The sequence below is a fragment of the Chitinophagales bacterium genome (assembly GCA_019694975.1).
In the GTDB taxonomy this organism is placed as follows: domain Bacteria; phylum Bacteroidota; class Bacteroidia; order Chitinophagales; family UBA10324; genus JACCZZ01.
This window is the reverse complement of the sequence record JAIBAY010000006.1, coordinates 36111-52658: the sequence shown is the minus strand read 5'-3', so window position 1 is coordinate 52658 and position 16548 is coordinate 36111. Positions and strand designations below refer to the sequence as shown.

At 45.9% G+C, this 16548-nt stretch carries 10 protein-coding genes; 6 read left to right on the top strand and 4 right to left on the bottom strand.

Features of this window, described 5'->3' with window-relative positions; genetic code table 11:
• The first annotated feature begins 369 nt into the window (after positions 1 to 369).
• The gene (locus tag K1X61_11845; GenBank protein ID MBX7109331.1) at positions 370 to 2451 is read left to right on the top strand and encodes a tetratricopeptide repeat protein; all 2082 of its coding nucleotides are present in this window, start codon (positions 370 to 372) and stop codon (positions 2449 to 2451) included.
• 346 nt (positions 2452 to 2797) lie between these two features.
• On the opposite strand, the gene K1X61_11840 is transcribed toward K1X61_11845, so the two are convergent.
• On the bottom strand, positions 2798 to 3880 hold the full coding sequence (locus tag K1X61_11840) for a hypothetical protein (protein MBX7109330.1): 1083 nt from the start codon (positions 3878 to 3880) through the stop codon (positions 2798 to 2800).
• 303 nt (positions 3881 to 4183) lie between these two features.
• Between K1X61_11840 and K1X61_11835 the strand changes: the two genes are divergently transcribed.
• From K1X61_11835 to K1X61_11820, 4 genes are all read left to right on the top strand, one after another.
• Complete coding sequence (locus K1X61_11835; GenBank protein MBX7109329.1) at positions 4184 to 6469, top strand: CotH kinase family protein; 2286 nt, start codon at positions 4184 to 4186, stop codon at positions 6467 to 6469.
• Between the two features lie 482 nt (positions 6470 to 6951).
• Positions 6952 to 10035, top strand: a complete 3084-nt coding sequence (locus K1X61_11830) for a TonB-dependent receptor (protein MBX7109328.1) — start codon at positions 6952 to 6954, stop codon at positions 10033 to 10035.
• A gap of 77 nt (positions 10036 to 10112) precedes the next feature.
• Complete coding sequence (locus tag K1X61_11825) at positions 10113 to 11495, top strand: RagB/SusD family nutrient uptake outer membrane protein (protein ID MBX7109327.1); 1383 nt, start codon at positions 10113 to 10115, stop codon at positions 11493 to 11495.
• 284 nt (positions 11496 to 11779) lie between these two features.
• On the top strand, positions 11780 to 13786 hold the full coding sequence (locus K1X61_11820; GenBank protein ID MBX7109326.1) for a S9 family peptidase: 2007 nt from the start codon (positions 11780 to 11782) through the stop codon (positions 13784 to 13786).
• A gap of 127 nt (positions 13787 to 13913) precedes the next feature.
• Here K1X61_11820 and K1X61_11815 read toward each other — a convergent pair whose 3' ends face one another.
• From K1X61_11815 to K1X61_11805, 3 genes are all read right to left on the bottom strand, one after another.
• On the bottom strand, positions 13914 to 14243 hold the full coding sequence (locus K1X61_11815; GenBank protein MBX7109325.1) for an iron-sulfur cluster assembly accessory protein: 330 nt from the start codon (positions 14241 to 14243) through the stop codon (positions 13914 to 13916).
• Between the two features lie 93 nt (positions 14244 to 14336).
• Positions 14337 to 14756, bottom strand: a complete 420-nt coding sequence (iscU, locus tag K1X61_11810; GenBank protein ID MBX7109324.1) for a Fe-S cluster assembly scaffold IscU — start codon at positions 14754 to 14756, stop codon at positions 14337 to 14339.
• A gap of 60 nt (positions 14757 to 14816) precedes the next feature.
• Positions 14817 to 16034: an IscS subfamily cysteine desulfurase gene (locus tag K1X61_11805; GenBank protein ID MBX7109323.1), complete on the bottom strand. Its 1218-nt coding sequence runs from the start codon at positions 16032 to 16034 to the stop codon at positions 14817 to 14819.
• An 84-nt stretch (positions 16035 to 16118) separates the two neighbouring features.
• Between K1X61_11805 and mce the strand changes: the two genes are divergently transcribed.
• On the top strand, positions 16119 to 16520 hold the full coding sequence (gene mce, locus K1X61_11800) for a methylmalonyl-CoA epimerase (GenBank protein MBX7109322.1): 402 nt from the start codon (positions 16119 to 16121) through the stop codon (positions 16518 to 16520).
• Positions 16521 to 16548: the final 28 nt, after the last annotated feature.

The following is a 16548-nucleotide window of genomic DNA, read 5'->3' as shown; positions in this document are numbered from 1 at the left end:
TATCGTTGTTGGGGAGCCATTAATCCCGGCCTCCTGAGCATCCGGATTTTCAATATGGAACTGCAATCTGTGATTTTATTTAGCTCGTTGAATGGAACCTTGCTGCCGTTGTTAGTCTTCACAAAGCCCGCGCGAGCTTCAGACCAACAACTTGAAACATATTTACTCATATACATTCTGAGGCAGGCAATCTGCTCCGTTAACAGGATCTAAGCTTTTTTTTGAAAGCAGTTCTTCTTCAACTCATTCACATCAGTGCCGTGCTTCAATGGCCGGCAGATTAATCTTTCACATTTGAATCAGGGTTTATAAATTGCAAATAATTTACTGTCAAGCATTTCAAAATAAAATTCAAAAGTGACTCCACCGATGAGCGAGCATACTGTCCTCCGCGGTAGCGGGGCAAAAATCCGGCAACTGTCCGCATCTCAACGAATGGTGCAGCCGGTAAATGAACAACCTATAAAAAAGTGCCTGCTGCTTTTTTTAGTAATCATCTTATTCCCGGGTTTTTCATTTGCGCAAAAGCAGGGACAATCACTGATCGATTCACTTCTTTCCGAACTACAAACAGCAACAGATGACACCGGCAAGGTTAACCTGCTGATCAGTCTCAGTTATAATTACACATTAACCGATCCTGATATTGCATTAAAATACGGAAATGAGGGATTGCAGCTTGCGGAAAAACTCAACTGGAAAAAAGGAACTGCCAATGCCAACAGAACCATTGGAATAAATTACTGTTTCGGGAAGTCCGAATATTCAAAAAGTCTGGATTATTTTTCAAAAGCACTCGAACTGGTCGTGGAAATAAATGACAGGTCCGGAATGGCCAAAGTGCTCAGCAATCTTGGCGTCGTTTACTGGTATCAATCCGATTTTCCCAAAGCCCTGGAATATTATTTTAACGCATTAAAGATTGATGAGGAATTAGGCGACAAAAGCGGCATGGCACGCACACTGGGCAATATTGGTATTGTTTATAACAGCCGGGAAGATTATCACAAAGCGCTGGAGTATATGCTTAAGGCAAATGATATAGATGAAGAATTGGGAAATACCGGCGGAATAGCTTCGAATCTCGGCAACATCGGCGAGATATACAGAAGCCTGGCAGATTTTCCAAAGGCATTGGAATATGAGTCAAGGGCGCTGAAGCTTTGTGAAGAGCTGGGCGATAAAAATGGAATAGCCAGAAACCTCGGTAATATCGGGGCCGTTTATAATGATCAAAGGAATTATCCCAAAGCACTGGAATATTATTTTAATGCATTAAAGATCAGTAAAGAGCTGGGGCTTAAAATTGGCATGGCAACAAACCTCGGCGATATCGGAGGGACCTATTTATCTATCGCAAAAAACAACAACAGAGAAGAGCTCAATAAATTGTTTGCCGGCAGTAAGACACGGGCATTGCAACAGGCCAGGAATTATACAGACAGTGCCATAACTATTCTCAGCGAAATCGGAGAGTTGAATACGCTCTTCAGCAATTATGAAAAGCTGAGTGAGATACAGGCATTGCTCGGAGACCCCGCAGGCGCCCTGGAAAGTTTTAAGATGTACGCCGCCATCAAAGATTCTGTTTTTAATACCGAGAAAGACAAGAAGCTGACTGAAACCGCCATGCAGTATGAGTTCGATAAAAAGGAAGCCGCGGCAAAAGCAATGCAGGAAAAAAGCTACATCCGGCAACGCAATATCCGCAATTCCATAGCGGCAGGACTTGCCGGCGCGCTTATATTTTTAGCAGTAGTATACCGGCAGCGAAACAGGATTGGAAAGGAGAAAAAAAAGAGCGATGCAGAGAAACAGCGCAGCGAAGAATTGCTGCTCAATATTCTTCCTGCCGAAGTTGCCGAAGAACTGAAAACTACCGGCAGGGCTAAAGCCAAAGCGTTTACGATGGTGACCGTCATGTTCACCGATTTCAAAGATTTCACACGCGTCAGTGAAAAAGTAAGCGCCGAATTATTGGTGGATGAAATACATTATTGCTTCAGCGCCTTCGATAATATCATTCAGCAATACAGGATAGAAAAGATAAAAACCATCGGCGATGCCTACCTCTGCGCAAGTGGCTTGCCTGTTTCCAGCTATACTCATGCTATTGATATGGTTAAGGCCGCCATTGAAATACGCGACTTTATGATCACCCGAAAAAAAGAGAAAGAGGCGAAAGGTGAAATACCATTTGAGTTACGCATCGGAATTCATACCGGACCGGTGGTGGCCGGAATTGTCGGGCTCAAGAAATACGCTTATGATATCTGGGGCGATACCGTAAATACCGCCGCCCGTATGGAACAAAACAGTGAGGTAGGAAAAGTAAATATCAGCGGCAGCACGTATGAATTGGTAAAAGAACGATTCAGATGTGAATACAGGGGAAAAATTGAAGCTAAAAACAAAGGAGTAATTGATATGTATTTCGCGGAGCTATCATGATAGGTGTATTATTGTTCAGCCTCCTGTTAGTCCCGTTAGTCCGGATTTTTTTCAATCCGGACTGAATGAGATGAGGATTTTTAATCCACCTGAACTGGCGCAGTTCTTATCAGAGCCTAAAGGGTAGAAAGACTTATGCAGCAATCAAAGCCGCTATATATTTATTGGCGCCGTTGTTGGTCTTAACAGTGCTTGCAGGATGCTGAGACCAACAACCGGAGCCTCTTTGCCCGCGGTCGGTATCGGAGTCAGCTTTATTGCATCCAAATAAGGTAAATGCGGATTTCAGCGACGGCATAAATATTTATCACACCAATTTTCGTCAGCCCTAAAATGATTCTTCCCTTCATTTCAACCGAACAGCACTCAGCTCCATCTCCCTCGATTTCCCTTTCAGGTGAATAGACCCTACGGAGTGCGTTTCATACCGTGAAACAGGCGGGAAGCTCCGGAGCAGTTCATTGGAAATCAGCAATTCGCTTTTCAGCTCTTTGCACATGCCCTGAATGCGCGATGCCGTATTCACCACATCACCCGAATAGCTGATGTCGCGCTTGATGATTCCTATTTCACCCACCACCACTTTTCCGCAATGAATGCCTGCCTTGAATCCGGGCACCACGCCGTATTTTTTCAGGTACTGCTCCTTCTTTTTTTCTATTAACCTTTTCATGTCATAAAAGCAATCAATGCACTGCAGGTCCCGTTCATCCCCGTAATATTTCCACACGATGATGATGCCATCCCCGAGATATTGATAAATCTCGCCTCCATAATCAAGGATGGAATACGTGATGTTGCCAAAATAATTTCTGAGAAATTGATGATACCGTTCATCACTTAACGTTTCTGCAATAGTGGTTGAATCATTCAGGTCGGCAAACATAAAAATCCTGTTTTCAATCTTCGGCGTATTGTAGGTGCCCCTGATAATCTTCCATAACACACCCGGTCCGAATTTAATGGACACCTGCAGCATGAGTTGCTGCATGGCTACCAGCGGAATAATGATGAAGTAGACAGGATCGGCAAAGTGAAATGATTTCCTGAAAACACTCAGATTTTCATGGCTGATGATTGGCCTGCCCGTCACCTGCGCAGCCAGGATGAGGTAATACGGCACACGGATCACCGACATGACTGCGATAACGATCACCAGCAGGATGATCACGGAATATCCATACGGCTTATCGCTCAGCCTGTCCTGTAGATAGTAAACCATAAATGCACCGATCAGGGCGCCGGCAATGAATGCACCTAAAAGATTCAGCACGATGTAATGCATCAGGGATACGCTAGGTGACAGCTGTGCCGCAACAGCAGTGTGCCGCATCGAAATATCATACAGTATCGAAAGCAAGGAGGCAAACAGCGTACTGAAGCTGATAGCCAGCCATTGACGTAATCGTATTGCCGGTCTTCCTTTCATGGTTTGTCTGAAAAGTATCGAATCAGTATAAAGGACGTGAAAATTCTTACCTCGTACACGGAACTTCAGCATAAAGTAAAGGTGCAGACTAATGAGACTCCGGGAATCTGACAGGCTATACTCAATTGTACGGAATATAAGCATATTGTGCATATGTTACTGAATGGGAGGTGATGAAGAGTACTATGTTCTCCACGCTAGTACGGATTTATTTCAATCAGGAATCAGTAAAATGAGGATTTTTAGTCCTCTGCTTACTGCTGTAACGGGCGCTATCCAAACCCATCCATCTCTGCAGATCAAATGGAAATACTTACTTTGTTCCTGCTCAATAAAATACCGCCCCCGTTGCTTCACCATAAAAAAATTTTCACCCTGTTGGCTGCTTTAGTGATTACAGGCTTGCACTTATCAGCACAAACCTATTACACGGTCGTTAACCAGGTCATACCCGACAATGGCAGTGTGGTTACATTCGATCTCGCAGTAAGCGGACTGCCGGATGCAATTGACACCACTTTCGGATTGGAAAGTGTTTGTTTCAATATCACACATACCTGGGATTCAGATCTTCAGTTGAAACTCATCTCACCTGATGGAACGACAGTGCTGCTGATTTCAGGCGTGGGCGGTGATGGCGATAATTTTATCTATACCTGCCTCAATGATTTTTCTCCGAATCCTGTCAGTGCCGGCACCGCGCCCTTCACCGGCATGTACGCTGCCATGGGTGACCTCGGATTGATCAACAACGGACAAAATCCAAACGGTACGTGGAAACTGCAATGCAATGATACTTATCCGCAGGATGAAGGAACACTGCACAACTTTCAGATTACTTTCGGTGATAACCCTGCACTTCCCTTCATCTTCACTGAATCCAACCTGCCGCTGATACTCATCAATACCAACGGCCAGGAAATATTTTCCGAACCTAAGGTTGCAGCAGACATAAAGATCATCGATCACGGCAACGGCATACTGAATCATCCGACCGATACTGACTACGCCTACGTAGGAAAAATAATGATGGAGCTCCAGGGATTTACCGGCCCGTATTATCCGAAAAAAAATTACGACTTCGATCTCGTGGATGATGACAGCCTGGAAATTGATACCGTATTGTTAGCACTGCCTTCCGAAAATGATTTCATCCTGAAAGCCGAATACCTCGACCTAAGCCTGATGAAAAACACCATCACCTATGAGATGAGCAGGCGAATGGGACGCTATGCACCGCGCACCATGTTTTGTGAAGTGATGCTGAATGGCGAATACATCGGTGTCTATACCTTGACGGAAAAAATAAAACGCGATGAGAACAGGGTTGATATCGCTGATTTAAAACCTGAGGACATTGCAGGCGATGAACTGACGGGCGGCTACATCATTGAAATCAATGAAAACGGATATCCGAACGACTGGAACAGCTTGTACCTTCCCATCAATTATGCAACCTGCCAGTTGCCTGTTGCTTATAAAATGGTGGAACCGCAAATCGAAGATATTCAGCCGCAGCAGTTCGATTATATTCATGCATATGTAGACAGTTTTGAAAATGCCCTTCATGGCAATTTGTTTCTCGACAGTGTCAATGGCTACCGGAAATTTATTTCCGTGAAATCATTTATTGACTTCATGATCGTGAATGAATTCAGCGCCAACTACGACAGTTACGGCCGCAGCACTTTTCTTTACAAGGAAAAAATTTCGGATGGCGGTCAGCTTCACATCGGCCCGCCATGGGACTACGACCGTGCATTTGCGCCCGGCACAGAACAGGGATGGGTTTGGGAAATCACGCATCCCTATTGGCCCTTTCCGTTCTGGTGGAGTAAATTCCGCGAAGATCCCGAATGGGTGAATGAAGTGTATTGCCGTTACACTTCTTTGCGGGAAGAAATAATGAAAGACGAATCATTTTTTGAGATCATTGATTCATTGCAGAATTTACTGGAACAACCTGCTGAGCGCAACTTTAAAAAATGGGCGGAGTTGGGTGTCACCAGTCCTCCCTATTTTGTCGAAGAACTCAAAAATTTCATCGCCAGCCGTTTTGAATGGCTGGATGATGCCGTGGCGGCGGATTACATTGCAGCTCCCGATGCAACATTTACAACAGACCAGGTAGCGGCTGCAAGTTTCATATTCACCCCTGTTCTTAGCGGTGCTGACTATAATTGGAATTTTGGCGATGGCACATTTTCATCCGAACAGATTCCCTTGCATGTGTTTGACAACGCTGGTTCTTATACCGTCTCATTAACAGTTGATCAGTATTATGGATGTTCGGCAACCTATGATACTACGCTTGATGTAGTGGTGATTACCGGTGCAGATCAATCTGCAGATAGGTATTTCAAGACTTATCCTTCGCCGTTTTCAAATCTGTTACATATTCAATTGCCGGTTAGTAACGAAGAGTTTGAAATGTCGCTTATCAATAATCTTGGGGTAATTGTAATGAAACAAAAAATATCGCGGACACAGCTATTCACCCTCCATACCGGTCATTTACCCGCAGGCATTTACCGTGTTAAACTTTTTGACGGAGAGAAAAATTATTTTGAAACAGTAATCAAGCAATAGCTTTCAAAAAGAGCATTCTGCTATCTGATAATCCTGATCATTGTTTGTCCGGTTAAATTGAATGTTGACATTTTCGGTCGCCCCTGCAGGGATATGATTCCACGTGATTAATTTTCTGCTGTTCAATTGCCACTACGGACCTTGCCGTTCAAGAAACAAGCAATTCAATTTGATTTATGCTTACGCTTTGATCAAGTATTCTTGGTGTAAAAAAGCCATTCAACTTGATTTGATTTTTGCCCGCACTTTGCTCAATTAATTCGATGCCAAAGTCCCGCAGGGACGACCGTTTGGTAGCTAATGATTGTCGGGGAAAAAAAACCGTGGGGCGACCGTTGTAAGAAAAAAATGCCAACGCATGAAAAAGGTATGTCCGGAAATTTTACGCGGATAGCAATGATCCTTTTTATTAGTTCCCAATCCAATGGGAATTTACTACGTTTATGATTCATATATGAACCGCAACACAACCCAATTGAACCATGAGAAAAATTGTACTCCTTGCGATGAGCCTGCTATTGTATGCTCCGCTTTTTGCGCAATACCGTTCACTGACCGGCGTAGTCACCGATAAGGGAAGCGGTGAACCGCTCGATGGCGTCACCGTAGTCATTAAAGGAACGCAAACAGCAGCCATCTCCAATGAGCTTGGGAAATATGCGATTGACGTGCCCGCCTCAGGAGGCACCCTCATCTTTTCTTATGTGGGTTATGAAACAAAGGAAATCGCTTTCCTGAACGAGTCCGCCGTGGATGTGGTGCTGGCCAACACGGAACAGCTGCTGAAAGAAGTGGTGGTGGTTGGCTATGGCACACAGATAAAAACAGAAGTAACCGGCAGCATTGCGGAAGTAAAAGGTGAAGCGATCGCCCGTGCACCCGTTACCTCCATTGAACAGGCCCTGCAGGGAAAAGCCGCCGGCGTATTCGTGGAAACCAACAATGGAAAAGTAGGCAGCGCTATCAAGGTGAGGGTGCGCGGCTCTTCTTCCATCACCGCCAACAACGAACCATTGTACGTGGTCGATGGCATTCCTATCAATACAAAAGCAGTGAATGATGAAGTGAACCTTTCTATCAACCCGCTGAATGATATTGACTTCAATAATATTGAGTCCGTCAGCATCCTGAAAGATGCGGCGGCATCTGCCATCTATGGCTCGCGCGGCGCTAATGGTGTGGTGTTGATCACCACCAAAAGAGGCAAGGAAGGAAAATCAAAAGTTACCATCGACTATCAGCAGGGCTGGAGCAAGCCCACAGGCCTGCGCGAATTCATGAACAGCGATCAATACATCAATTACTTCGAGCAGGCAGCGGTAAATGCCGGCCAATATGATTTTGCCAATGATATCAGCGGATACGGAAGCGAGCAGGAAGCCATTGACGACTACCTGGAAGATGTGCACAAGCAGTTCGACAGAAATTCAGGATGGGCAGACTGGACTACGAGGGAAGTAAGTACAGACTGGCAGTCTCTTGCCTTTCAAAAAGCCACTTCACGTGATGTGAATGCATCCGTATCCGGCGGCACCGACAAGCTGCAGTATTTTATAGCCGGCGGCTATTCGCAGCAGGACGGCATCCTGATCAATAACTATATGAACCGTGGCAGTATTCAGATCAATCTCGACAGTAAGCTGTCAGACAAATTTGACCTCGGCACATCATTGCAAATGAGCCGCAGCCTGAATAATGATGTTCCGAATGATGATTACTTTGAATCCCCCATGCAGATTGTGGCGCAGTCGCCGCTGACACCGGTAAGAGACACACTGGGCGAACTGTCTGATCAGCCTGTTACGCTTTACTTTAATCCCTTGCTGGAAGCGGAATACACACAATCGAATAATTACACGTTTCGTACCGTTGGCAATATCTACGCAAACTTCCATATCATCCCTTCACTAACACTGCGCGGAGAAGTGGGCGGCGATTTTACCAACTTCACTTCTGACCGTTATTCAGGCAGCCGTTCCAACTTCGGGCAGTCGGTGGGCGGATATGGCGAAGCCTATGCTTCCCGCGTGGAAAATTATGACACTAAACTGTTGCTGACCTATCTCACCGGCATCAACAAGCTGCACAATATCGAAGCGACAGGCGGTATTGAATACCAGCCTTACACGCAGTTCTATCAAAAGGTGGATGGACAGGGATTTCCCAATGATGATCTGAAGACCCTGGCAAGCGCATCACAGATTGTATATGGTACCAGCAACTTTACACAGTATCGCTTTATCTCCTATTTCGCGCGGGCCAATTACAACTATGATGAGAAATATCTCTTTTCACTCACCGGCCGCATCGACGGATCATCCCGCTTCGGTGAAAACAAACGCTATGGATTTTTCCCTTCTGCCTCGGCCGGCTGGATTTTAAGCAGGGAATCATTCTTAGCCGGCATTCCCGCCATCAGCTTCCTGAAAGTCAGGGCCAGTGCCGGCGAAATCGGTAATGCTGAAATCGGCGACTTTGATTACATCGGAAAATATGGCGTCGCTTCCTACAATGGTAATCCGGCCCTCTACCCTTCCACCATCGAGAACCCTGATCTTACCTGGGAAAGAACCTTTCAGTTTGATGCCGGCATTGACTTCGGTTTCTTTGGCGACCGCCTCAACGGCGAACTGGATTATTACATAAAGAATACCTCCAATCTCCTGCTCGATGTGCCTATTCCCGCCACAACCGGTATCCTGTTGCAGACACAAAATATCGGTAAGATGAAAAACAATGGAGTGGAGCTTGTCGTGAACGGCGACATACTGGTGAATGAATTTAAATGGACAGCCAGCGTAAATTTCGCCGCCAACAAAAATGAAGTGTTGGAACTTGCGCCTGGCCAGGATCTCATAGACAATGGCGGCTCGGATATTCTGAATGTAGTGAAGGTCGGTGAACCATTGGGCGTCTTCTATGGCGCGGAATACGCCGGAGTGGATCCTGCAAACGGCGATGCGTTGTGGTATGTAAATGGCACGGAGGGCTCCACTGAAACAACCAACGATTTCAACCTTGCCAACTTTGTGGTATTGGGCGATCCCAATCCTGATTTCATCGCCGGATTCTCCAACAGCTTCACATATAAAGGATTTACTTTGGATATCGCTACGCAAAGTGTTTATGGCAACCAGATCAACCTGAATGGCGATCACTGGATGGAAGCCAATGGCGCCGTGTATGATAATCAGACCACCAATATGCTGAATTCCTGGCAGCATCCCGGCGATATTACGGATGTTCCGCAGGCAAGGCTCGGCTTTGATAATGGTGATCAGACACGCTCCAGCCGCTACATTGATGACGGATCATACATCCGGCTCAAATCACTTACACTTGGATATGACTTTTCTAACCGCTTGCTTAAAAAAATAAAATTCTCCAGTCTCCGGGTTTACATGTCGGCATACAACCTGCTTACCATAACCAGCTACCGCGGATGGGATCCTGAAGTTACTTCCGACTATGTGCTGCCCGAAGAGGCCAATGTATTAGCAGGCATAGATTTTTACAGCGCCCCGCAACCTAAAACCATTGTATTCGGATTGACGATAGGATTGTGATTTGTTTTTACTGAAATAATTGCTTCACCGGCCAATCAATCAAAATGAAAAATCTAATAACAGATAAAAATAACGACATGAATACGATTATAAATTCAGACTGCCACACATCCGCTCCCGCAAAAAGATGGTTGCATGTTACCATCCTCCTCACTGCCATTTTGTTTATGAATGGCTGTGCCGGCAAGCTCGACCTTCAGCCTGCGCAGGACCTCACCAATGCCACGGCACTCAGCAATGATGCCGGCGTAAAACAGGTATTGGTGGGTGCTTATGATGAACTTTCACAGGATGACTTGTTTGGCGGCAACATTCTCAGAAATGCTGAACTGTATGCCGGCGAAGGCGAAGTGCTGTGGGTAGGAACCTTCGAAGCGCCGCGCGAAATTTTTAACCGGCAGATACTGGTAACTAATTCAGACGTAGAAGCATGCTGGTCAGATGCCTACAACTGCATTAACATCTGTAACAATGTTTTGTCTGCATTGTCAGTGGTGAATGACGAAGACCGCGCGCAGGTGGAAGGTGAAGCTAAATGCCTGCGCGGCTGGATGTATTTTGAACTGGTGCGCTATTTCGGGCAGCAATACGAAACGGGCCAGGTCAACAGTCAGTTAGGCGTACCTATTGTGTTAACACCAACTATCGTGATTGATGCATCATCAACACCTGCAAGAAATACCGTGGAAGAATGCTATGCACAGGCAATCGCCGACCTGACTTCGGCGGAAAGCCTTTTACCGGAAACGAATAATGTGTATGCCGACAAATTTGTTGCCGCAGCCTTATTGGCCAGGATTTATCTGCAGCAAGGTGATTATGCAAATGCGCGTGATGCCGCAGACCGCGTTATTGCATCCGGAAAGTATAGCCTTGTTCCTGCCTATAAGGATGTATTCAACCAGGTGGAAGACACCAAGGAATCGGTGTTCTCGGTTCAAATCAATGAGCAGGATGGCAATAATTCAATGAATGAGTTTTTTGCCAACGCCTCGAACGGCGGCCGTCGTGATATATTGATTGAAGATGCGCATCTCGCGCTCTATCCCGCCGACGATGTGAGGAAGTCGCTCTTCTACACCAGCTCCGGCGATTACCTTTCCGGCAAATGGAAAAATCAGTATGCGAATATCGCTGTCATCCGCCTCGCGGAAATGTACCTGGTGCGCGCCGAATGTAATCAGCGGCTCGGCACTTCCGTTGGTGCGACTCCGGCAGATGACTACAATATGGTGCATGTTAGGGCTGCCTTGCCTGCTGTTACCTCCGTCACGCTGGATGATATATTACTGGAGCGCAGACTGGAACTTGCACATGAAGGTTTCAAATACCACGATGTAAAACGGTTGCATGGTGTCGTGGGCACCATGCCTTACAACGACGATAAGCTGGTGTTTCCAATTCCGCAACGCGAGCTGGAGGTGAATAACAACCTGGTCCAGAATCCGGGGTATCAATAGTCTTCCGATAATTCTTTAGCAAATGTGGCGATGAACAACAGCCATTACGCTTCTTTCATTTAATATTGACAGTTGCAATGCGCGGGAATAAGACAACCATTTACCTTAAGAAAACGGAAATTATGTATTCTCTGTAAGCAACACAGTTGCAGCCGTGCTTACTAAGAAGTAACGATGAACAAATAAGGTAACAATGACGGCAGCAGGTCAGCACAGTAACAATTCTCCGCAATTCAACTTAACATCATCATTCAATCATCAATAATTCACCACAATTCAAAATCATGCGTCACACGATCATCACGCTGCTCACATTAACCGCCTGCCACCTGTGTTTTGCCCAGTCACCCAAAAAACCCATCACCATTGCCGATGCAGACAGTATTCATGATGTTACAGAACCTTCCATTTCTCCCGATGGTAAATGGGTGGCTTATACGGTTTCATCCACCAACTTTGAAGATGATGATTTCACCACAGATATATGGATGTCGGGCTGGGATGGAAAAACCACCATGCAACTCACGTACACAAAAGAGGAAAGCGAAAGCACTCCCCGCTGGTCGCCTGACAATATCTACCTGGCTTTCCTTTCTTCAAGATCCGACAGTAATGAAACCAGTCAGCTTTGGCTGCTGAACCGTAATGGTGGTGAAGCAAAAAAACTAACCTCATTTGCCGGTGGTGTGGAAGATTATGCCTGGAGCCCTGACGGGAAGAAAATTGCATTGATTGTAAATGTTATTGACACAACAGAATATATAGAAGGCACGGAAACGCCGGTGCCCATTGTCATTGATCGCTATTATTTCAAGGAAGATTATGCAGGATATCTTACTACTGCGCGAAAACATTTGTTTGTGATGGATATTGCAACCGGCGATACGGCCAGGATTGTAGATGGCAATTTTGAAGAACAGCTTCCCTCGTGGAGTCCTGATGGTAAACAGCTTGCTTTTGTAAGCAAACGTGCACGTGAAGACTGGGACCGCGACGACAATTATGATGTATATGTGGTGGATGCAAAAGCACATGCAGCGCCGCGTCAGCTCACTACCAATGCCGGTAACGATAACGATCCATCTTATGAATCGCCGCCGGCATGGAGCCCCGACGGAAAATACATTGCCTACACGGCAGGCGGTCCGCTGAAACTCATTTATTATGCTACGCAACGCCTGGCCATTATTCCGGTTGCAGGCGGCACGGCAAAAATCATAACCGCTGCATACGACCGGAATGTCTGGAATCCGCAATGGTCGCCGGATGGAAAGGATATTTATTTCATTGCAGAGGATGACCAAAACCTCGATCTGAATAAAATTTCATTTGAAGGCGGTGAGATGAAGAAAGTAATTACCGGCCGGCATACGGTTTACAAGTATCACTTACTTACGGCGGATAAAATTGCTATGCAATACACCACGCCGATGATTCCTGAAGAAATTTTTGTGCAGGATGAAAATGGCTTCCGCAGGTTATCACATCAGAATGACGGCTGGCTGTCACGCCATCAGCTGGCCACCACGAAAGAGTTCCAGTCAAAAAGTAAAGACGGAACAATGATCAGCGGCTTCATGGTTTTACCCGCTGATTATGTAGAAGGCAAAAAGTATCCTGCCATACTGCAGATCCATGGCGGCCCAACGAGTCAGAATCAGAATGAGTGGGCACTTGACTGGCAATTGTACGCGTCGTGGGGCTATGTAACCGTTTCCATGAATCCACGGGGAAGCACGACCAGGGGCGAGAAGTTTGCCACGGCGATTTTTGCTGCATGGGGCTCCGTGGATATTGATGATGATTTATCCGGTGTAGACTATATCGTGAAAAACGGTATTGCTGATGCTAACCGGTTAGCGGTGGAAGGCTGGAGCTATGGCGGCATCGCCACCGATTATGTTATCGCACGCGATCAGCGTTTCAAATGTGCCATCAGCGGCGCAAGTATAGGCAATGCCCTGGCTGGTTATGGCACCGACATGTATATCCGCGAATATGAAGCAGAGCTGGGAACTCCCTGGGCCAACTTTGATACTTATGTAAAAAATTCCATGCCCTTCCTGCATGCTGACAGGATAAAAACCCCGACACTCTTTATGTGCGGCGCAAAAGACTTTAATGTTCCGCTGTTGAATTCAGAACAGATGTACCAGGCATTAAAGAGTCTGGGTGTTGAAACACAACTCGTCATCTATCCCAACCAATATCATGGCCTCGATGTGCCCAGTTACCTTCGCGACCGGTTTGAGAGAAGAAAAGAATGGTTTGACGATCATTTGAAAAACTGATAGACTTAGCATAGGAAATCCGGATAGCGGTTAACCCGAAGGAAGAGCAACAATAAAGTTGAATTGTATACAAAAAAGAGCGTCTCCTCGCTGACGGGGAGACGCTCCTGTTATTTGAATGCATCATTTACACTGCAAAACTCTCCCCGCATCCGCAGGTTCTCGTTGCATTAGGATTCACAAAATGAAATCCTTTGCCATTTAGTCCGTCAGAATAATCGAGTTCTGTTCCGCACAGGTAAAGAAAACTCTTAAGATCACATACCAGCTTCAGTCCTTTGTCTTCAAATACCTGGTCATCTTTCTTCGACTCATTGTCAAAATCCATCTTGTAGGAAAGTCCTGAACAGCCGCCGCCTACTACTGATACGCGCACAAAATAATCTTTGTCAAGGCCCGCTTCATGCGTCAGCGCATCCACTTTTGTTTTCGCTTTTTCGCTTACTGTAATCATGATGCAAAATATTGAAGATTAAAGCGCTGAAAGACGGATTACCATATTACAGGTCTCATCTCTTCAGTTCTTAAGTCTCTGTTCTTTTATTATTTTCTAATGAACCACACTTTCCTTCAGCTTAATTGGTTCCATGCCATTCTTCACGCGATAGTCGTTGATGGCAGCTTTCACTGCATCTTCTGCTAATACAGAGCAATGAATCTTAACCGGAGGCAGTGCAAGTTCTTCCACGATGTCCATGTTGTCAAGCGTGGCAGCATCATCCAGTGATCGTCCTTTCAGCCACTCGGTGGCCAGGGAAGACGAAGCAATGGCAGAACCGCAGCCGAATGTTTTGAATTTGGCATCTATAATAGTTTGCGTTGCCGGATCTACCTCAATCTGCAGGCGCATCACATCTCCGCATTCCGGCGCACCCACCAATCCTGTTCCTACGGTATTTTTATTTTTATCGAGTGTTCCTACATTTTTAGGATGCTCATAATGTTCCAGCACTTTTTCTGAGTAAGCCATCTGATGGGTGATTAAAGGTTTGTATTAAGTTATTTGTTTTCTGTGCTTCAAATTATTCGGTTAATGGGCAGCCCATTCAATCTTGTTCACATCAATTCCCTCTTTGAACATTTCCCACAGCGGGCTTAGTTCCCGTAGTTTATTCACCGCATCCGTCAATCTTTGTATGGTATAATCAACCTGTTCCTCTGTGGTAAATCTTCCCAGCGAAAAACGGATCGAAGAATGTGCGAGGTCATCACCCAGCCCAAGGGCTTTGAGTACGTAAGATGGTTCAAGCGAGGCAGACGTACAGGCACTTCCTGATGAAACAGCAATGTCCTTATTGAATGCCATCATCAGCCCTTCGCCTTCCACATATTTGAAGGAGATGTTGGAGATATGCGGCAAACGGTGCGCCGGGTTGCCATTCACATAAGCCTCTTCAAGCTGCAGCAATGCATTTTCCAACTTATCACGCAGGCCTGAAAGACGGGCAGCTTCCTGTTCCATTTCCCTGCTGCAAATTTCACAGGCTGCGCCAAAACCTACAATGCCCGGAACATTCATGGTGCCTGAACGCATGGCACGCTCATGTCCTCCACCGTCCATTTGTGCAGTAACCTTCACACGCGGGTTTTTACGACGCACATACAAAGCGCCGATTCCCTTTGGACCATACATTTTATGCGCAGTGAATGACATGAGGTGAATACCGTCTGCTTGTACATCTATCGGCACTTTCCCAACAGCCTGCGTGGCATCTGAATGAAACAGCACGCCATGTTTTTTCGCGATAGCTGCGATTTCACGCACCGGATGCATGACCCCAATCTCGTTATTGGCAAACATGATGGAAATCAGGATGGTTTTATCGGTGATCGCCGCCTCAAGTGCCTGCAGGTCAATCTCTCCTTTGTCGTTAACTGCGAGATAGGTGATCTGCCCGCCCATTTTTTCGATGTGCTTGCAGGTATCAAGGATTGCTTTGTGCTCTGTGGTGACCGTGATGATGTGGTTACCCTTAGAAGCATACATTTCAAAAACTCCCTTCAGTGCCAGGTTATTCGATTCTGTGGCGCCGGAAGTGAAGATGATTTCTTTAGGATCGGCATGAATGATGGCGGCCACCTGTTCACGCGCATAATCCACCGCTTCTTCCGCCACCCAGCCGAATGGATGACTGCGGCTGGCGGCATTACCAAACTTCTCAGTGAAGTAGGGTATCATCTGTTCCAGCACACGCGGATCTACGGGTGTAGTGGCGCTGTTATCAAGGTAAATCGGTAGCTTTAACATAAATTATGCGCAGCGGAATTTGTTTATTTAGATTTAATCTAAACGCGAAATTAGTTAAAAAGTTTACAGCAACACTCCTTTTTTATGGAAAAAATAGAGCATATCGGCATCGCGGTGAAAGACCTTGCTACAGCCAATGAAACGTATGGTAAATTATTAGGTGTTCAGCACTATAAAACGGAGGTGGTTACCAGTGAAAAAGTCACCACTTCTTTTTTCCGGATCGGCGAAAACAAGATTGAGCTGCTTGTCTCCAATGACCCGGATGGTGTTATCGCGCGGTTTATTGAAAAGAAAGGAGAAGGCATTCATCACATTGCCTATGCGGTGGACAATATCCGTGAAGAAATGAAGCGCCTTAAATCGGAAGGCTTTGTATTGCTGAATGAAGAACCTAAAATAGGCGCCGACAATAAACTCGTTTGCTTTGTACATCCGAAAAATACGCATGGTGTCTTGATGGAATTATGCCAGGAAATCAGGTGATGTCACGTTCATTTCAGGCCCGCCTGCA